Genomic DNA, 17,943 nt, shown 5'->3' with positions numbered 1-17,943 from the left:
ATCCCCACCTGAGAGAGAACGAGGAGGCGGCCGCCATGAGCGAGCCGAGGACGGGGGCGCTGCAGAGCGCCGGCCGTGCCCCCACCAGCTACGAGAACGCCCTCTCCGACGAGCTGGAGCGCGTCTTCGGGCGCGGCACCCACGACCTGCCCGGGGTCGTGGCCGCGCTCAACGAGACCGGCGTGCGCCCCGCACACGGGGGCGACTGGACCGAGGACACCTTCACCACGGAGATGGCGCGCCTGGGCGCGCTCGGAGAGGACGGCCCGCGATGATCCGGCCGGAGACGATGACCGCCGACGAGCTCCTCCGGGTCGGCGTCCGCGACCGCTGGTACGCCCTGTGCCCCTCCTCGCAGGTCAGCCCGGGCGAGCTGGTGCGCCTCGACCGCGCCGGCGAGCGCCTGCTGCTGTGGCGCGACGGCGACGGCCGCATCCACGTGCAGGACGACCGCTGCCCCCACCGTTCCGCGCCCCTGAGCCAGGGCGTGCACATGGGTGACCGTGTGGCCTGCAACTACCACGGTGTCCAGGTCGACCCCGAGGGTGTGGTCGTGTCCGTGCCCGGCAGCCCCGGGTGCGCGCTCGAGGGCCGACGTGCCCTGCGCACCTACCCCGCGGAGGAGTTCGGCGGCGCGATCGTGGCCTGGTTCGGGGCGGACCCCGAGGCCGAGCCCGCACCGCTGACCACGCCGGAGCCCATCACCGGCGAGGAGTGGGAGTCCTTCCTCTGTTACGTCGAGTGGGACGCCCCCTACGCGTACTCGCTCGACAACCTCATGGACCCGATGCACGGCGCGTTCCTGCACCGGGCCTCGCACAGCATGGCGGAGGGCAAGCGCGAGGCCGCCTTCCAGGTGCGCGAGACCGACCGCGGGTTCCTGTTCGAGAAGACCGACCAGAAGGGCGTCAACTTCGACTGGTCGGAGTGGGTCGACACCGGGTTCCCGTGGGTCGGCCTGGAGATCCCGTACCCGCCCACCGCGGGCCCGGGCGGGCCGTTCACGATCGCCTGCACCGTCACGCCCATCTCCGCCGACCGGCACGCGGCGTTCTTCTGGCGCTGCCGCAAGGTGTCGGGGTGGGAGCGTGACACGTGGCGGTTCCTGTACCGGACCCGCCTGGAGGCCCGCCACTGGCAGGTGCTGGAGCAGGACCGCGTGATGCTCGAGGACATGCCCGAGGACGCCCACCAGGGTGAGGGCCTGTACCAGCATGACCTCGCGCTGGTCCGGCTGCGCCGCATGCTGCGCGGCGAGGCCGAGCGCCAGATCGCGGAGGCCGCCGAGCGCACGCGCCCGGCCGAGAAGGGGCGCGGACGCAAGGCCCCGGGACGGGTGAGCGTATGAGCGCCGCTCCCGATCCGGTTCCCGTCGCCGTGCTCGGCGCGGGTGCGATCGGCGGTGTCGTGGCCCGGGCCCTGCACGCGGGTGAGGTGCCCGGGGCCCGGCTGGTCGGTGTGGTGCACGCCGACCCGGAGGACCCGCCCGGACTGCCCGTGCTCGGCGCCGACGAGGCGATCGAGCGGGCCGAGCTCGTCGTGGAGTGCGCCGGCCAGCGCGCCCTGGCCGTGCTGGGCCCGAAGGTGGTCGCACGCGGGCGCGACCTGCTGGTGGCCTCGGTCGGAGCGCTCACCGATCCGGGCCTGTGGGACTCCCTCGACGGCGGCCCCGGAAGGCTGCTGCTGTGCACCGGCGCGGTCGGCGGCCTCGACCTGCTGCGCGCGGCCGCAGCGATGGGGCCCCTGGAGCACGTGCACATCGAGACGACCAAGCGCGCGTCCTCCCTGGTCCAGGACTGGATGGGCGAGGACGAGGCGGCCGAGCTGCGCACCACAGAGCAGCGCCGCGAGCTCATGAACGGCCCGGCCCGGAAGGTCGCGTCGTCGTTCCCGAAGTCGGCGAACGTGGCGGCGTCCGTGGCGCTCGCTGCCGGCGACTGGGACGTGGTGAGCGCCGCGGTGGTCGCCGACCCGGAAGCCGGTCTGACCTCGCACGTGATCACCGCGCGCGGCGCCGCGGGGGAGTACCGCTTCGAGATCCGCAACCACCCCTCGGAGCTGACGCCCACGACCAGCGGGGTCGTGCCGCACGCCGTCCTGCGCGCCGTCGCCGGCCGCACCGGAGCGACGGGGGTGTTCGTGTGAGCGCCGCCCCCGCCGCCCTGCCCGAGGGTGTGCACGTGCTCGACGCCGGCGGTGTGCGCCTGCTCGCCGCCGGGCCGGAGGACGCGCCCGGCGGGACCCTCCTGTGCCTGCACGGCATCGGCGGGGACGCACGGTCCTTCCTGCCACAGTTGCGTTCACTGGCCGGTCCCCACCGGGTGGTCGCCTGGGACGCGCCGGGTTATGGGGGCTCCCGCGACCTGCACGGCGATCCCGGAACCGACACGTTCACGGCCGAGGCGGTCGCCGTGCTCGACCACCTGGGTGCGGGCTCCGCGCACGTGCTCGGGGTCTCGTGGGGCGGGGTCACCGCCACGCGCATGGCCCTGACCGCCCCGGGCCGGGTGCGTTCGCTGATCCTGGCCGGCTCCACCCGGGGTTCGGGTGTGCCCGGCAAGGCGGAGGCGATGCGCGGCCGCGCGGCCTCCCTGCGCCGGGACGGGGCCGCCGCGTTCGCCGCCGACCGGGCCGGGCGCCTGCTCGCCCCCGGGGCCGACCCCGCCCTGCACGCCGAGATCACCGAGCGCATGGCCTCCTCGCTCCGCCCGGACGGCTACGCCGCTGCGGCCGAGGCGATGGCCACCACCCGGCACACCGAGCACGACCTAGCGCGGGTCCGCGCGCGCACGCTCGTGCTCGTGGGCGCCGAGGACACCGTCACCGGGCCGGCCGAGTCGAAGGTCCTGGCCGAACACGTGCCCGGGGCCCGCTACACCGAACTGGCCGGCGCCGGGCACGCCGCCAACCAGGAACGCCCCGACGCCTTCGACGCCGAGGTCACCCGTTTCCTGGCAGACGACCATCCCACGGGAGGCACACCATGACCGGAACAGAGCACGGCGTGGTCGTGGTGACCGGGTCCGGGCGCGGCCTGGGCCGGACCATCGCCGGGGCCGTCGCCGCCACGGGCGCGCACGTCGTCGTGGCCGAGGCCGACCCGGCGCGTGCCGCGGAAGGTGTGCGCCACCTGAAGGAACAGGGCGCCTCGGTCACGCGCGTCGACACCGACGTGTCCGACCCGGACTCCGCGGCAGCCCTCGCCGAGCGGGTCCGGGCCCTGCGCGCCGAACACGGCCCCCTGCGCGGCCTGGTCAACAACGCCGCCCGCGCCGACGGGGTGGGCGGCCGCTACTTCGACGAGATCGGCGTCGAGGAGTGGGACGGCCTCATGGACGTCAACCTGCGCGGCACCTGGCTGGTCACCCGGGCGCTCTACCCGCTCCTGGCCGAGGAGGGGAGGGGCGCCGTGGTCAACCTCGCCTCCGACGCCGCTCTGTACGGGTCGCCGCGCCTGGCCCACTACGTCGCCTCCAAGGGCGCGGTCATCGCCCTGACCCGCGCCATGGCCCGCGACGCCGGACGCCACGGCATCACCGTCAACGCCGTCGCCCCCGGCCTCACCGAGGTCGAGGCCACCCAGGGGGTCCCCGAGGAGCGTTACGAGCTCTACCGCACGCACCGCGCCCTCGAACGCGACCAGACACCCGAGGACGTCAGCGGTGCGGTGGTGTTCCTGCTCTCCGGCGCGGCCTCCTACGTCACCGGCCAGACCCTCGCCGTCGACGGCGGCTTCGTCATGAACTGAGCGGGTACCCAGTACCAGCAGCGAGAAAGGAACGAACGACCGTGGACCTGCACCTGGCCGGCCGGGGTTACCTCGTCACCGGCGCCAGCTCCGGGGTGGGGCTGGCCACCGCCCGCGCCCTCCTGGCCGAGGGCGCATCGGTGGCCGCCTGTGCCCGCGACCCCGAGCGCCTGCGCGAACGCCTCGCCGACGCGGCGCCGGAGGAGCGCATGTTCCTGGCCTCCGCCGACGTGCGCGACGCCGAGCAGATGCGTGCCTTCACCGACGGCGCCGCCCGCGCCTTCGGCCGCCTCGACGGGGTCGTGGCCAACGCCGGGCGCTCGCTCATGGCAGCCCTCGACGAGACCGGCGACGACCAGCTCCGCGAGGAGTTCGACCTCAAGCTGTTCGGCGTGCTCAACACCGTCCGGCCCGCCCTCGAGTGGCTGGAACTCTCGACCGGCGCCTCGATCGTGGTCGTCAACGCGATCCTGGCCCGCCAACCGGAGAGCCGCCTCGCCGCCACCTCCGCCGCCCGCGCCGCCCTGCTCAACCTCACCCGCACCATGGCCACCGACTACGGGCCGCGCGGCGTGCGCGTGAACTCCGTGGCGCTGGGCCTGGTCGACACCGGGCAGTGGCGCCGCCGGTACGAGGACTCCGGCACGGAACTCAGTTACGAGGACTGGTGCGCGGACCTGGCCGCCGACCGCGGCATCCCGCTGGGCCGCCTGGGCACCGCCGAGGAGGTCGCCCACCCCGTGGTGTCCCTGCTGTCCCCGCGCGCCTCCTACGTCACCGGCGCCACCGTCGACGTCGGGGGAGGGATCGCCCGCTATGTCTGAGCACGAGCACAGCCACACCCACGCACACGGCCCCGCCAACCGCGGCCGCCGTGTCCTCAAGACTGCGGCACCGCTGTTCGTGCGCGAACCGGACGGTCCCCCGCGCGGCGGCGCGATCGTCCTGCACGACGTGTTCGGGGTCAGCGACTACGTCGAGGAGTACTGCCGGCGCCTGGCCGCCGAGGGGTGGCTGGCCGTGGCCCCGTACCTGTACTACGAGTACGGCGGCCGCGACTTCCGCCCCGAACAGCTCTCCACCGCCCGCGCCGCGATGGAGAGCCTGGCCCCCGACGACCTGGGTGCCGACATCGACGGCGCCGTCGACCACCTCGTGCGCCGCTGCGGCCTCGACGCCGCGCGCTGCACCGCCACCGGGTTCAGCATGGGCGGATACCTGGCCACCTGGGCCGCGGGCCGGCACGCTCTGGGCGCCGCCGTCGCCGTCTCCCCGGGCGGTGTCGAGCAGGCCCCCTGGCCAGGGCTCCCGCGGCTGTCGGAGCTGGTCGCGCAGCGCCTGACCCCTTGGCTCGGCATCGCCCCCGACGGCGATCCGGCGCTGGACGAGGCGGTGACCGGGGTTCCGTTGGCACAGACCGAGTCGGTCGGCCCCGTCGCGCACGGGTTCTACCGCCTGGGCCGCGAGCGCCACGACCCCGAGGCCGAACGCCGCGCCTGGTCGCTGGCGGAGGCCTTCACCGAGGCGCAGGTCGCCGGGGCCCCGCCCTCGTCCATGGAGTTCCTGCCCGGCTGACCCGAGCCCGGCCGAGCCCGCGCGACGTTCCGAACCCCCGCAGCCTCCGTCACCCTGCGCCCGCACCACGACCGCGACCCCCGAACCCCTGCCCCGCCCCGCAGCCCCGTTCCTTCCCGACAGCCGCACGAACGCCGACCCGCTCCCGCTCCGACGCCCTTCCCCCGGTCCGGGGAACCCGTACCCCCGGAACCGCGACGAGCCCCACCCCCGCGCGGTCGGCAGCACCCCGAAGGGCACACCCACCCATGGCAGCACCAGCACCACCCGACCGGTCCTCGGCCGAAGGCATCGCCTCCCGCCTCGAACGGCTCCCCACCAGCCTCTGGCACCTCAAGGTGCGCATCCTCATCGGCATCGTCACCTTCTTCGAGGGTTTCGACCAGATGCTCGTGGCCTACACACTCCCGGTCCTGACCGAGGAGTGGGCGCTCACCCCCGGGCAGACCACCATGCTCATCACCGGAGGGTCGGTCGGCATGCTCGCCGGCGCCCTGGTCTCCGGGTGGCTCTCGGACCGCATCGGCCGGGTGCGCATGGTCTGCCTGTGTGTGTTCATCACCGCCACGGCCAGCCTCGCCCTGGCCGTCGCGCCCGGCCCGGAGGTCTTCATCGCGCTCCGGTTCATCCAGGGGCTCGGCATCGGCGGTGAGGTGCCCATCGCGGCCACCTACATCGGGGAGATCGCCAAGAGCCACAAGCGCGGGCGGTTCGTGCTGCTGTACGAGCTCGTCTTCCCCGCGGGCCTCATGGCCGCCGCGGTGGTCTCCGCGTGGGTCGTGCCGCACATGGGCTGGCGCTGGCTCTTCGTCATCGGCGCCCTGCCGCTGGTGCTCATCCCGTTCATCCTGCGGCACGTGCCCGAATCGCCCCGCTGGCTGGCCTCACGCGGGCGCTCCGACGAGGCCGACAGGCAGATGACCCGCATCGAGGCCGAGGTCCGCAAGGCCCGCAAGGGTGAGGAACTCCCCGAACCGCAACCGCTCCAGGTGAGCGTGAACGCGACCGCGCGGCCCTCCCCGCGCGAGCTCGTCACCGGCATCTACCTGCGCAGGACCATCGTCATCTCGATCCTGTGGTTCACCGGGTACTTCATCAACTACGCACTGACTTCGTGGTTGCCCACCATCTACACGTCCGTGTACGGCATCCCGCTGGACCGCTCGCTGCAGCTGAGCCTGCTGAGCAACGTCGCCGGTTTCGTCGGATGCCTGGGCGCGGCCCTGCTCATCGACCGGATCGGACGCAAGCTCTGCCTGGGCGGTGGGCTGCTGCTCAGCGGCAGCACCCTGCTCCTGCTCGGGTGGCTGGGCGCCGGGACCACCGGCCAGGTGATGGTGCTGGCCACGCTCGCGACGATGTTCGTGTTCCTGTGCAACATGAGCCTGTACCTGTACACCCCCGAGCTGTTCCCCACCCGCAACCGCGCCATGGGCACCGCGCTCGGCGGGGCCTGGAACCGGATCGGTGTCATCATCGGCCCGCTCGTGGTCGGCGGCCTCGTCGGCGCCGGCGCGAGCATGGGCACCGTCTTCGCCGTGCTCGGCATCGTCGGTCTGACCGGCGCAGCGGCCGCCGTGTTCGCCGTCGAGACCAACAACCGGTCCCTGGAGGAGCTGTCCCCCTGACCGGGGTGCACCCCCGACCCGGGGCCGGCCGCGCCGATGGTGCCGCGGCCGGCCCCGTTCAACGTCGGAGGGGTTCGGGCGGGTTCGAGGGCCCGTCACCCCCGGCGCATCGCCCGCACCGCCACCGCCAGACCCACCACGGCCACCGCCGACGCGGCCAGCAGCCCGCGCACCGCGTCGCCGTCGAAGACCCCGGAGAACAGGGCGCGCTGCGCGTCGACCACGTGGCTGAGCGGGTTGGCCGCACCCAGGGCCTGCATCCACCCGGGCCCCTCGTCCAGGGGGAGCAGCATCCCGGACAGGATCATCAGCGGGAAGACCACCGCCTGCTGGATCGTCCAGAACAGCCAGTCCTGCTCACGTACCGCCAAGGCCAGCGCGTAACTCAACGCCCCGAACCCGACGCCGAAGACCGCCAGCACGCCGAGGCCGGCCACCGCACCCAGCAGATGGGGCACGAACCCGAACGGGAGCGAGACCGCCACCAGCACACACGCCTGCACGGTCAGCGGCACCATCTCCTTCAACGCCCGCCCCACGACCAGGGCCCACCGCCGGACCGGGGCCACCAGCGTGCGTTCGTGCGCGCCCGTGTGCATCTCGAACTGGAGGTTGGACCCGGTCGCCGCCGTCGAGAACAGCGCCACCATCACCAGGACCCCGGGCACGAACCACTGGAGGTCGAGCGCGCCCCCGCTCATGCCGTCCAGCAGCGGCACGAACAGCGCCACGAAGACCAGCGGCTGTACCAGGCCGAACACGATCGAGGCCGGGTCGCGCAGCACCGGGCGGAGCTCGCGCAGGCACACCAGCCACACGTCCGCCAGGGGTCCGTTCGGATACCGGTCGGCCCCGCGGGACGCCGGTGTACTGAGGTCGGTCGCCGTCGTCACGGGAGGGTCCCTTCGGTCGTGGGCTCGGGGGCGGCGACGGTGCTCTCCCGCAGCGACCGCCCGGTCAGGTGGAGGAAGACGTCGTCGAGGGTCGGCGGCGGGCCGGAACCGCCGTTCTCCCCGGCGAGGCCCGCCTTGAGCCCGGCGGGGGTGTCGTCGGCGATGACCCGGCCGTGGTCCATGACCAGGACCCGCTCGGCGAAGACGTCGGCCTCCTCCAGGTAGTGCGTGGACGCGAACACCGTGGTGCCGTGCTCACGCCGCATCCTCAGCACGTGCTGCCACAGGTCGGCCCGGCTCTGCGGGTCCAGGCCGGTGGACGGCTCGTCGAGGAACAGCAGCCGGGGCCCGTGCACCATCCCCATCGCCACGTCCAGCCGCCGCCGCTGGCCCCCGCTGAGTGTGGAGACGGTGCGTCCGGCACAGCCTTCCAGCGCGAAGTCGGCCAGCAGGCGTTCGGCCCGGTCGGCCGCCTCCCGCCGGGGTACCCCGTGGAAGCGCGCCTGGACGACCAGCTCGTCCCGGACCCGCTGGTGGTGCCCGGCGCTGGCGCCCTGCCCGACGTAGCCGATGCTGCGGCGCACGGCCGCGGACGCGGTGCGGATGTCGTGCCCGCAGACCGTCGCCGTGCCGCCGGTGGGTTCCAGCAGGGTGGTCAGCAGGCGCATGCTCGTGCTCTTGCCCGCGCCGTTGGGGCCGAGGAACGCGACGAGTTCGCCGTCCTCGACGGTCAGATCGAGGCCGCGCACCGCCCTGACCTCTCCGGTGCGCGGGGTGAAGGTCCTGGCCAGCCCCCGCGCGTCGATCGCTCGTGTGTTCATGGTGGGGAACGTTAAGGAAGGAAGAGGTCGGATCCTGTCCGCATCCACCGGCATGATGAACGCCGGCGACGGGGGAGGGGCACACGATGAGCACGGGCACGGACACGGTCACCCGGGTGCTGCGGCTGCTGGCACTGCTGCAGGCGCGCCGGTTCTGGTCGGGCGGTGAGCTCGCCGACCACGAGAGCCTCACCTTCCACCGTCTCCCGAACCCGTCCGCGCCCGGGTTCGGGTCCTCCCTCCCCCCCCCCGCGGGGGCGGGTTGGTGGACGTATCCGCCACCATGAATCTGTTCAGGGGTCGACCGGTGCGTTCTCCAACGAGGCCAGGTGTTCGGCGATGTTGGCGCGGACCTGGTCGAAGGTTGAGAGGACTTCGGCAGCCGCCGTGTGAACTGAGGCTTCGGTGGCGGGCCGGGCGGGTTCCAACAGCAGCCCGACCGCATCGGCCATCACCTCTTCGGGGTCGATATCGCTGGCGATGGCAAACGCCGCCCGGGCGTCGGTTCGGGTGTCCAGAAACCCGATGAGCAGCGCATGCAGGGCCAAGGCCTGATCGGCTTCAGGCCGATCGGTACGCACCAACCCGTGTCGGCGCAGTACGCCCAACACCGCAGCGGCCAACGCGCTGGGGGCGGCCCGGGCGAAGACCTCGCTGGTGGCGCCGTTGTGGGCCAGGAGTCGCAACGTGTCCACGTCCCCGGCATGAAGATGGCGCGGCAGTGGCCGGTCGATGGCGGTGCGTATCATCAGCGGCGCCAGGCGGCGCGGACGCACCAAGTCGGGCTCGGCGTCGAGCGCCTTGGCCACCCGGCCCAGTTCGGCGATCAGCTCGCGCCCGAAGAGCCCGAGCAGGAGCTCTTCCTTGTTGGACCAGTACAGATACAGGGTGCCCTTGCCCACTCCGGCCTGACGAGCGATGTCGGCAATGGTGACTTTGCGGATGCCGTGCTCGAGCACCAGCTCGCGGGTGGCATCCAAGATCCGCCTGGCCTTGGTCGGTTCGTTTGCCTGTATCGGGCTCACCATAGCCTGTTTCCTCTCCACGCGCCTCAGCCCCTCAGGCCGCTGGCGGGACAGCAATATCGAACGATTTCATCGCGAAAACCGGGTTTTTCTGCATTTGTTTTTGCAAAAATGGCCCCACCACGGGTGCCTTCTGCAGCCGCAGCATCGCCACGCGCTGCATCTGCTGAGCACGGGTCTGAGGGGTGAAGAACGTTCGCGCCTCCACCGCAGCCTCCTGCTGCTTCTCGATGAAAGGTCCCAACTGCTTCTGCCAGGCATGAAGCGCGTGGTCCACATCGTTGCCATGGCGCTGGAGCATCGTACCCAGAAGCTCGGCCCCAGCCATGCCCATCGAGGCGCCCATGCCCGAGTAAAGCGACATGCACCAGGCTGCGTCCCCCACGAGGGCGACCCGGTTGTGGTGCCACTGCTTCATTCGTACCTGGTGCACCGAGTCGAACAGGAAGTCCCCGGCCCGTTCGAACTGGTCCTGCAGTTGCCTCAACACCGGTCCAGGTGATTCCGGGCCGAAGGCGCGGCGCACCGACTCGATCGGGGTTCGGGTGAACTCGGCATCGATGTCGCTGCTGGCCCAGGAGAACATCACCGAGGGATTGCGGTCCTTGAAGGAGAACGCCCATGCCGAGCGGCCCGGCTCGGCAAGGATGACCGTCTGGGAGGGGTCGAATCCCTGTACCGGCTCGTCCATGAGGCACACCGCGATCATGTAGTCCAGCGAGTGCATGTGGTTGGCATCGGGGCCGAACACGAGGCGCCGCACCGTCGAACGCAGCCCGTCGGCGCCCACCACCAGGTCGAACCCCTCCACTGTCTCGGTGTTGGTCGTAGTATTGCGCAGCGTCACACGCGGGTGCCCGTGGCTCTGGTCGATGGAGGTCGGTACCGTGCTGTAGCGGATCTCCAGACCTTCGGGCAGGTTGTCGAACAGAGCGGCCTCGATGTCGCCCCGCAGGGCCGAGAGCGGGTGGCCGGGAAGTTCGTTGTAGCCCATGCCCTTCCAACGCTTGCCTCCACGGGTGACCTCGAAGGCCGAAGCACCTGCCGGGCTCCGGTCCGGGATGTCCTCCATGACCCCGAGTCGACTGGCAGAAGCTTGGCCGGTTCCGAAGACCCCGACGAAATAGCCGCCCAGCCGGCGTCCCGGGGCGCGTTCGACGACAACCGGTTCCCAACCCACCTGGCGCAGCCGCAGTGCGGTAGCGGCACCGGCGATCCCCAGCCCCACCACCAGAGCACGCGGGGTGTGTGTCGTGTTCGTCATCACGTGAGTCCCTTCGGTGTGGAAGTCGTGCCCCCACCGTAGAACAAACTGAACAAAATAATCATTTGGTCAGTGCATGGCTTGAGTCACAATTTTCCTCTGGGGCGGTTCGTCCTTGACTGCACGCATGCCTGTCGGCGACGGGGAGGGGCACACGATGAGCACGGGTACGGACACGGTCACCCGGGTGCTGCGGCTGCTGGCGCTGTTGCAGGCGCGCCGGTTCTGGTCGGGCGGTGAGCTCGCCGACCGCCTCGGGGTGAGCGCCCGGACCCTGCGACGCGACGTCGACCGCCTCCGCGAGCTGGGTTACGGGGTCAGCGCCGAACGCGGGCCCGAGGGCGGGTACACGCTCGAGCCCGGAAGTACCCTGCCGCCCCTGGTGCTCGACGACGACGAACTGGTGGTGCTCGCCGTCGGCCTTCGCGCGGTCACGGTCGGCGGCGTCGAGGACACCGGTGAGACCGCGGTGTCGGCGCTGGCCAAGCTGGAGCGTGTCATCCCCTCGCACCTGCGCAGGCGGGTCCTGGCCCTGCAGTCCCACACCGTGCCCCACGGGCCGGGCGAAGCCTCCGCCCCCGTCACCGGTCTCGTGGCACGCCTGGCCCTGGCCTGCAGCGACGGCGAGCGGGTGCGGTTCGGTTACACGGGCGCGGACGGAACCTGGAACCGCTACCTGGTCGAGCCGCACCGTCTGGTCTCCGCCGACGAGGGGTGGTACCTGGTCGCGCACGCACCCGGAGGGCCCAACGGGTGGACGGCGTTCCGGGTCGCCCGGATGGACTCCTTCACCGCGACCGGGTCCCGCTTCACCCCGGAGGAGGCCGAGGCCGAACGCGCCGAGGAGATCGCCTACGCCGAGGCGACGACGTTCGGCCGCAGCCACGTCGGCCTGCTGCGGGTGCACGCGCCGCTGGCCGAGCTGCGGGAGGCCGCCGGTCCGTGGGCGCACGAGGCCTGGGAGGAGTCGGCGACCACGACGCTGTGGCCGGTCAGCGCCGACCACGTGCAGCAGCTGTTCTACGGGCTGAGCTGGATCCCGGAGGGGTTCGACTTCGAGGTCGTCGAACCCCCCGAACTGCGCGACCGGGTGCGGGCCTTCGGCGAACGGCTGCTGCGCTCGGTGCGGGAACCGGGGTGAACGCGGCCGCGTAGCAGGGCCAGCACCGGAACCCGGGTGAACGCGGCGGCGTACCGGGCGCGGCCCGGGGTCAGAGCGGGACGGGTTCGAGCACCGCGCGCATGCCCGGCAGGCGCCCGTGCTCCAGGTCCTCCAGGGCCTCCAGCGCCCGGTCGAACGGGTACGTGCGCGTGCGTTGGCGCACCCTGCCGCGTGCGGCCAGCGCCATGAGGTCCTGCAGGTCGTTGTAGGTGCCGACCAGGTTGCCGACCACGTTGATCTCCCGCGAGATCACGTCGATGGTGGCCACGCCGAGGGCTCCGCCGTAGCCGATGACGAAGTAGCTCCCGGCGTCGCGGGTCATCGCGATGCCCTCCTGCTCGGTGCCGCCCTCGCCGACGAAGTCGAGTACCACGTGGGCGCCCTGCCCGCCGGTGAGGTCGAGGACCCGTTCCACATGGTCGCCGTCGGCCAGGACCGTGTCGCGCGCACCGAGCCCCGCGGCGACCGCGAGCGCTTCCTCTGACCGGTCGACCACGGTGAGGTCGGCCGGGCTCATCGCGAGCATGCACTGGATCCCGATGTGGCCGAGCCCGCCGGCGCCGATGATCACGACGTGCGCGCCCGGGTGCAGGAGCGGGACCGCCTTGCGCACGGCGTGGTAGGCGGTCAGGCCCGCGTCCGCCATCGCCGCGACCTCGGACGGCACGAGGCCCTCGTCGAGCACCACGCAGGCACGGGCGTTGGTGCGCAGGAACGAGGCCATGCCGCCGTCGGTGTCGATCCCGGGGAAGGCCGAGTTCTCGCAGTGCACGTCGTCGCCGGCGCGGCAGGCCCGGCAGAGCCCGCACGTGACCAGCGGGTGCAGGATCACCCGGTCGCCGGCGCGCACGTTGGTCACCGCCGATCCGGTCTCCACGACCGTTCCGGCGTTCTCGTGCCCGATGGTGTACGGGAGCCGGACCCCGCTCTTGTCGGCCCACTGGCCCTCGACGATGTGCAGGTCGGTGCGGCACACCCCGGCCGCGTTGACCTCCACCAGGACGTCCAGCGGCCCCTCGACCCGCGGGTCCGGGACCTCGTCGATCGTGGGCGGGCTGTCGTACTGGTGCACGCGTACGGCACGCATCATGCCTCCCTGGGTTCGTGGGTGACCCCGGTCACCATAGGAACACGGCCGTCACACCCCGGCCAAGGGGAGTCGCGCGGCCCCGCTCACCGTTCGTGTCCCCCGGGGGAACGGGTGCGGACCGGCGGCGCCGGCTCAGTGCGCGAGCCCGGCACGGTCGGCCCCGGGGCGGGACACCAGGGCGAGCGCGGTACCGGCGGCGGCGACGGCGGCGCCTGCGGCGAGGAACGCACCCGCGTACCCGGCGGGCCCCACGACCAGCCCCAACGCGACCGCGCCGACGCCCAGGCCGCCGTCGTAGACGATGTTCCACAGGGTCCCGGCGGTCCCGGCGCGCTCGGTGCCCAGACGCTGCACGGTCATGACGAAGGAGTCGTTCTGCGCCGCGCCGAACCCGCCGCCGAGCAGCGCCGCACCGGCGACGAGCAGCCACGGCGGCCCGGTCAGGGCGAGCGCGAGGAGCCCGAACCCGGACGCGCACGCGAGCACCGCCCAGAACAGCAGCCGTCCGAAACCGTGCCGGTCGGCGAACGAACCCGCGCCCAGGCGGGCCGCCACCAGTGCGACGGACGCCGCGAACAGGGCCAGGGCGGCCTCACCGGCGGAGGGCCCGGCCACCGGAAGGAACGAGGTCAGAGCGCCGAAGGCCCCCGCGGTCAGCAGGAACAGCGAGACCGGGCCGGCGATCGCCCGCAGGTCGCCGGGGCGGCCCAGCGAGAACGTGCCCCGGTGGCCGCGAGGCAGTGCCAGGGCCAGCAGGGCAGCCGCCACCGAGGCCGCACCTCCGATCCAGAACACCGCGTCGAACCCCCACACCTGCGCGGCCCACACACCCCCGGCCAACGCGCCGAGGTTGGGCAGCGCCGCGGCCGCCCCGTACAGCGACGCCGACCGCGCCAGGCGCCCCGAGCGGGCCAGGTCGGCGACGAGCGTGGCCCCCGAGGTGACCAGGAGCGCAAAACCGGTGCCGCGCACCACCGTGACCAGCAGGACCGCGGTGAGGTCGGAGGACAGCACGTACAGCGGGGTCGGGGCGCCGAGCAGCAGTGCGCCCAGCGCCATCATGGTGCGCAGGTCCATGACCCGGAACAGCCACGGCATCGCGAGCTCGGCCGCGACGGTGGCGGCCATCATGGTCCCGGTCGTGGCGCCCACGCCGATCCCGCCGGCCCCGCCCGCGGCAGCCCACAGGGGCACGACGGAGAGCAGCGCGGCGTAGTTCGCGAACGCCAGGAACGTGACGGTCAGCAGCACCGGCATCCCGCGCGCGGCCTGCACCGGCGTCCCCGTTCCCTGGACGCCCTCCCTGCACGGCGCCATGTCCGGCACCCCCGTTCCCGACTGTGTGTTCCGGCCTCTTTCAGGCTCACGCGGGGCGGGGTATTCTGTCCAACGATGATCTCTGATACAAGTCATCACGAACCTCGATAGGAACGCCATGGACACCGGACTCCTGCGCAGCTTCCTCACGGTGGCGCAGCGGCAGAGCTTCACCGGCGCCGCCGACGAACTCGGGTTCACGCAGTCGACGGTCACCGGCCACGTGCAGAAACTCGAGCGGCAGCTCGGAACCCGTCTGCTCGACCGGTTGCCGAGCGGTGTGGTGGCCACCGAGGCCGGTTCCCGCCTCGTGCCGCACGCCGAGCAGGTGCTGGCCGCCGAGGACCGCCTCCACGGCTCCCTGCGCGGCGGTGCGTCCCGCCCCTCGGGGACCGTCCGGGTGACGGCGCCGGAGTCGCTGTGCACCTACCGCCTGCCGGGGATCGTGCGTGCGGTGCAGGCGGCCGAGCCGGGGGTGCGCGTGTGGATCACCCCCGGCGGGGTCCGCACGGGGCTCGAGGCCGTGCGGCGCGGGACCGCCGACCTCGCTCTGGTCATGGAGTCTCGGGAACCCGTGACCGACCTGGCCCAGGAACACCTCGGGCGCGAACCCCTGGTCGTGCTCGACAACGCCGAATCCCCCGGACCTGCCGCGACCTGGGCGGACCTGGCCCGGCGCGACGCCCTGCTCGTGGAGGAGGGGTGCAGCTACAGCGACGACGTCGTATTGCGCCTGGCCGCGACGGACGAGACCGCCGGACGGCGTTCCCGGTTCGGCAGTGTCGAGGCGATCAAGCGCTGTGTCGCGGTCGGCCTGGGATGGACGGTGCTGCCCGCGCTCACGGTCGGGGGCGAGGGGGACGCCGGTGACCTGGCGGTCCTGGACGGCCCGGATCTGCCCGCCTGCGACGTGCGGATCCTGAGCCACCCGCGGCGCCACCGGGGCCCCGAGGTGGAGGCGGTGCTCGCCGAGATCCGCCGCGCCTGGAACCCGCACCAGGTCTGATCCCCAGGCACCCGGACCATCACGTGCGATGTGCATTGAGCACAGCCGTGCGGAGCACGTCGGTACCCCGATCGGCGTGGCCGGCAGCCGTCCCGCGCCCCGCGCGTGCCTGGGGCGTGGGCCCATGTGCGTGCGGAGCACACCCGGCCTCGGCCCCGGGCGTCAGTTGTTCACTGGCCCCGCATGCGTGCGGAGCAGGCGTGGCGCTCTGCGCCTCGTCACGCCTGGCCCGGAACCCGCCCCACACGCGCTGCGCGTGTCCTGCGGGCGTGCGGCGGTCAGTCGCAGTCGTCCCGGGCCTCCTCGCCCGCGAAACGGCCGGCCATCCTCGCCCCACGGATCATGGGACCTCCCGAACCCCTCGTGCCTGACGCCCCAAGTCCACACCGGGGGCGCCGCGCACCGAAGCACCACGACGGGACGGCGCGGCACAGCGCACGGGCCGTCCGGCCCCCTGTCCCGCACGAGCAGGAGGGGACGGCGTCCGCCAGGGCCGTTGAGTATTCTGGGGACACGGCAGATGTGAGGTGCCGGGGTGACACGGGAGGCGGTCCGCCCCGCGGGTCCCCCGGATCTCCGTGTCGAGAGCCTCGAACCGTAGAGGATGCAGTGAGTCCAGAGAGCCCCGAAGCGCAAGACCTCGACAGCAAGTTCGATGACGAGGACTACCCGGCCTACAGCATGGGACGGGCTGCCGAGATGCTGGGCACGACGCCCGGGTTCCTGAGGAGCCTGGACCGCACGGAGGTCATCACGCCCCTGCGGTCATCGGGAGGGCACCGCCGTTACTCCCGATACCAGCTGCGCATCGCGGCCCGCGTCCGAGAGCTGGTCGACGACGGCACGTCCCTGGACGCAGCCTGCCGGATCATCATCCTCGAGGACCAGCTCGAGGAGGCCCAGCGCATCAACGCCGAGATCCGGGCCGAGAACGACGCGTAACGGGCGGCGTTCAGGCCGCCCTGCGCTGAGCGTTCCCCCGGTTGCCCGGGCGTCGGCGCCGTCCGTTCCGGGCACCGCCGTTCCGTGCACCCCCGGTCCGGCGACCCACGGGTTCCGGGATCGTGACGGGGACCCCGGACGGTGTCCTCGCGCCGGTCACCTGGACGAGCTCCGCCCCCTCGGAGTGCACGCTCTGGGTGTTCGCGTCGATCCCCGCCGTGCTCAGCAGGCGTGACATCGAACGCCGTTGGCGCGGCAGGATCAGGCTCACCACGCTGCCCGTCGCCCCCGCGCGGGCGGTGCGCCCGCCGCGGTGCAGGTAGTCCTTGTGGTCCTGGGGCGGGTCGACGTTGACCACGAGGTCGAGGTCGGCGATGTCGATGCCCCGGGCGGCAACGTTGGTGGCGACCAGCGTGGTGACCCGGCCGTCCTTGAACTGCTCCAGGGTCCGGTTGCGCTGCCCCTGGGACTTCCCGCCGTGCAGTCCGCCGGCCGGAACCCCGTTGGCGAGCAGGTGCGAGACCAGCTTGTCGACCGCACGTTTGGTGTCGAGGAACATGATGACCCGGTCCTCACGGGCGGCGATCCTGGTCGCGGTCGCGCGCTTGTCGTCCTCACCGATGTGGAGGACGTGGTGTTCCATCGTCGTCACGGCCCCGGCGGAGGGGTCGACCGAGTGCACCACGGGGTCATGGAGGTAACGCCGCACCAGGCGGTCGACGTTGCGGTCCAGCGTCGCGGAGAACAGCATCCGCTGTCCGTGCGGGAGGGTCCGGTCGAGCAGGTGGGTCACCTGCGGCATGAACCCCATGTCGGTCATCTGGTCGGCCTCGTCGAGGACGGAGATCTCGACCTGGTCCAGGTGGCAGTCGCCGCGTTCGAGCAGGTCGGTGAGGCGGCCGGGTGTGGCGACGACGACCTCGGTGCCGCGTCGAAGGGCCCCGGCCTGGCGGCCGATGGGCATCCCGCCGACCACCGTGGAGATCCGCAGGCGCGCCGCGCGGGCGTAGGGGGTGAGCGCCCCGGTGACCTGCTGCGCGAGTTCACGGGTGGGGACCAGCACCACGGCCAGGGGCCGGTGCGGTGCGGCGGTCCTGCCGGACAGGCGGGAGAGCACGGCCAGCCCGAAGGCCAGCGTCTTGCCCGATCCGGTACGCCCGCGCCCCAGCACGTCGCGTCCGGCGAGGGAGTTGGGGAGCGTCGCCGCCTGGATCGGGAAGGGGGACTCCATCCCGAGTTCGGCGAGTTTGCCGTTCAGCCCGCCTGCGAGGTCCATGTCGGCGAAGGTGTCGACGGCCGGCAGAGGCGGGGTGATGGTTTCGGGGAGGGCGAACTCCGAGCTCTGCGCCGCAGGGCGCGGGCGCCGCTCGTTGTGTCCGCGGTTGCGTCGTCCGGTCGACGAGCGGGGGTTCCGGTTCTTCCGGTCGGACGTGGTTCGGTTCATGTACGGCCTTTCTCGTAACGGGCTGGGG

At 72.6% G+C, this 17,943-nt stretch carries 19 protein-coding genes; 12 read left to right on the top strand and 7 right to left on the bottom strand.

The genetic code is table 11. The annotated features are described in order from the left end of the window. Positions 1-8 precede the first annotated feature (8 nt). From IDM40_RS04285 to IDM40_RS04250, 8 genes are all read left to right on the top strand, one after another. Entirely contained in the window at positions 9-275 is a 267-nt protein-coding gene (locus IDM40_RS04285) for a recombinase-like helix-turn-helix domain-containing protein (protein WP_328806943.1), read from the top strand. After that, entirely contained in the window at positions 272-1,348 is a 1,077-nt protein-coding gene (locus IDM40_RS04280; RefSeq protein ID WP_193120573.1) for an aromatic ring-hydroxylating oxygenase subunit alpha, read from the top strand. The genes IDM40_RS04285 and IDM40_RS04280 overlap by 4 nt, the downstream gene beginning before the upstream one ends. Then, a complete protein-coding gene (locus IDM40_RS04275) occupies positions 1,345-2,145 on the top strand; it encodes an aspartate dehydrogenase domain-containing protein (RefSeq protein ID WP_193120572.1) in 801 nt (266 codons plus the stop codon). Before IDM40_RS04280 ends, IDM40_RS04275 begins: the two co-directional genes overlap by 4 nt. Then, positions 2,142-2,987, top strand: a complete 846-nt coding sequence (locus IDM40_RS04270) for an alpha/beta fold hydrolase (protein ID WP_328806933.1) — start codon at positions 2,142-2,144, stop codon at positions 2,985-2,987. The genes IDM40_RS04275 and IDM40_RS04270 overlap by 4 nt, the downstream gene beginning before the upstream one ends. Beyond that, entirely contained in the window at positions 2,984-3,748 is a 765-nt protein-coding gene (locus tag IDM40_RS04265) for an SDR family oxidoreductase (protein WP_193120571.1), read from the top strand. The genes IDM40_RS04270 and IDM40_RS04265 overlap by 4 nt, the downstream gene beginning before the upstream one ends. A 41-nt stretch (positions 3,749-3,789) precedes the next feature. Then, entirely contained in the window at positions 3,790-4,572 is a 783-nt protein-coding gene (locus IDM40_RS04260) for an SDR family oxidoreductase (RefSeq protein ID WP_193120570.1), read from the top strand. Continuing rightward, positions 4,565-5,323, top strand: a complete 759-nt coding sequence (locus IDM40_RS04255) for a dienelactone hydrolase family protein (protein ID WP_193120569.1) — start codon at positions 4,565-4,567, stop codon at positions 5,321-5,323. Before IDM40_RS04260 ends, IDM40_RS04255 begins: the two co-directional genes overlap by 8 nt. A gap of 248 nt (positions 5,324-5,571) precedes the next feature. Next, positions 5,572-6,951, top strand: a complete 1,380-nt coding sequence (locus IDM40_RS04250) for an MFS transporter (protein ID WP_193120568.1) — start codon at positions 5,572-5,574, stop codon at positions 6,949-6,951. 95 nt (positions 6,952-7,046) lie between these two features. On the opposite strand, the gene IDM40_RS04245 is transcribed toward IDM40_RS04250, so the two are convergent. Continuing rightward, positions 7,047-7,844 (bottom strand): ABC transporter permease, encoded by a 798-nt coding sequence (locus IDM40_RS04245; RefSeq protein WP_193120567.1) that lies wholly within the window; start codon positions 7,842-7,844, stop codon positions 7,047-7,049. Beyond that, positions 7,841-8,665: an ABC transporter ATP-binding protein gene (locus IDM40_RS04240; RefSeq protein WP_193120566.1), complete on the bottom strand. Its 825-nt coding sequence runs from the start codon at positions 8,663-8,665 to the stop codon at positions 7,841-7,843. Before IDM40_RS04240 ends, IDM40_RS04245 begins: the two co-directional genes overlap by 4 nt. 86 nt (positions 8,666-8,751) lie before the next feature. Between IDM40_RS04240 and IDM40_RS04235 the strand changes: the two genes are divergently transcribed. Continuing rightward, positions 8,752-8,952 carry a hypothetical protein gene (locus tag IDM40_RS04235; RefSeq protein WP_193120565.1) on the top strand — a complete coding sequence of 67 codons (201 nt, stop codon included), beginning with the start codon at positions 8,752-8,754 and terminating at the stop codon, positions 8,950-8,952. A 6-nt stretch (positions 8,953-8,958) separates the two neighbouring features. Here the strand turns inward: IDM40_RS04235 and IDM40_RS04230 are convergent, their stop codons facing one another. Then, positions 8,959-9,693 carry a TetR/AcrR family transcriptional regulator gene (locus IDM40_RS04230; RefSeq protein WP_193120564.1) on the bottom strand — a complete coding sequence of 245 codons (735 nt, stop codon included), beginning with the start codon at positions 9,691-9,693 and terminating at the stop codon, positions 8,959-8,961. Between the two features lie 31 nt (positions 9,694-9,724). Beyond that, positions 9,725-10,954 (bottom strand): FAD-dependent monooxygenase, encoded by a 1,230-nt coding sequence (locus IDM40_RS04225; RefSeq protein ID WP_193120563.1) that lies wholly within the window; start codon positions 10,952-10,954, stop codon positions 9,725-9,727. 157 nt (positions 10,955-11,111) lie between these two features. Here IDM40_RS04225 and IDM40_RS04220 point away from each other — a divergent pair, with 157 nt between their 5' ends. Further along, the gene (locus IDM40_RS04220) at positions 11,112-12,095 is read left to right on the top strand and encodes a helix-turn-helix transcriptional regulator (RefSeq protein ID WP_193120562.1); all 984 of its coding nucleotides are present in this window, start codon (positions 11,112-11,114) and stop codon (positions 12,093-12,095) included. A 70-nt stretch (positions 12,096-12,165) separates the two neighbouring features. Here the strand turns inward: IDM40_RS04220 and IDM40_RS04215 are convergent, their stop codons facing one another. Then, the gene (locus IDM40_RS04215; RefSeq protein ID WP_193120561.1) at positions 12,166-13,203 is read right to left on the bottom strand and encodes an NAD(P)-dependent alcohol dehydrogenase; all 1,038 of its coding nucleotides are present in this window, start codon (positions 13,201-13,203) and stop codon (positions 12,166-12,168) included. Between the two features lie 135 nt (positions 13,204-13,338). Then, on the bottom strand, positions 13,339-14,523 hold the full coding sequence (locus IDM40_RS04210; protein ID WP_193120560.1) for an MFS transporter: 1,185 nt from the start codon (positions 14,521-14,523) through the stop codon (positions 13,339-13,341). A 118-nt stretch (positions 14,524-14,641) separates the two neighbouring features. Between IDM40_RS04210 and IDM40_RS04205 the strand changes: the two genes are divergently transcribed. Continuing rightward, a complete protein-coding gene (locus IDM40_RS04205) occupies positions 14,642-15,529 on the top strand; it encodes a LysR family transcriptional regulator (RefSeq protein WP_193120559.1) in 888 nt (295 codons plus the stop codon). Positions 15,530-16,210: 681 nt separating this feature from the next. Continuing rightward, on the top strand, positions 16,211-16,471 hold the full coding sequence (locus IDM40_RS04200; protein WP_216630351.1) for a MerR family transcriptional regulator: 261 nt from the start codon (positions 16,211-16,213) through the stop codon (positions 16,469-16,471). A gap of 10 nt (positions 16,472-16,481) precedes the next feature. Here IDM40_RS04200 and IDM40_RS04195 read toward each other — a convergent pair whose 3' ends face one another. Then, complete coding sequence (locus IDM40_RS04195) at positions 16,482-17,915, bottom strand: DEAD/DEAH box helicase (RefSeq protein WP_193120557.1); 1,434 nt, start codon at positions 17,913-17,915, stop codon at positions 16,482-16,484. Between the last annotated feature and the right edge of the window lie 28 nt (positions 17,916-17,943).

Source organism: Nocardiopsis coralli, from assembly GCF_014892575.1.
In the GTDB taxonomy this organism is placed as follows: Bacteria; Actinomycetota; Actinomycetes; order Streptosporangiales; family Streptosporangiaceae; genus Nocardiopsis; species Nocardiopsis coralli.
The sequence above is the reverse complement of the archived record's forward strand: the minus strand, read 5'-3'. Positions and strand labels throughout refer to the sequence as shown.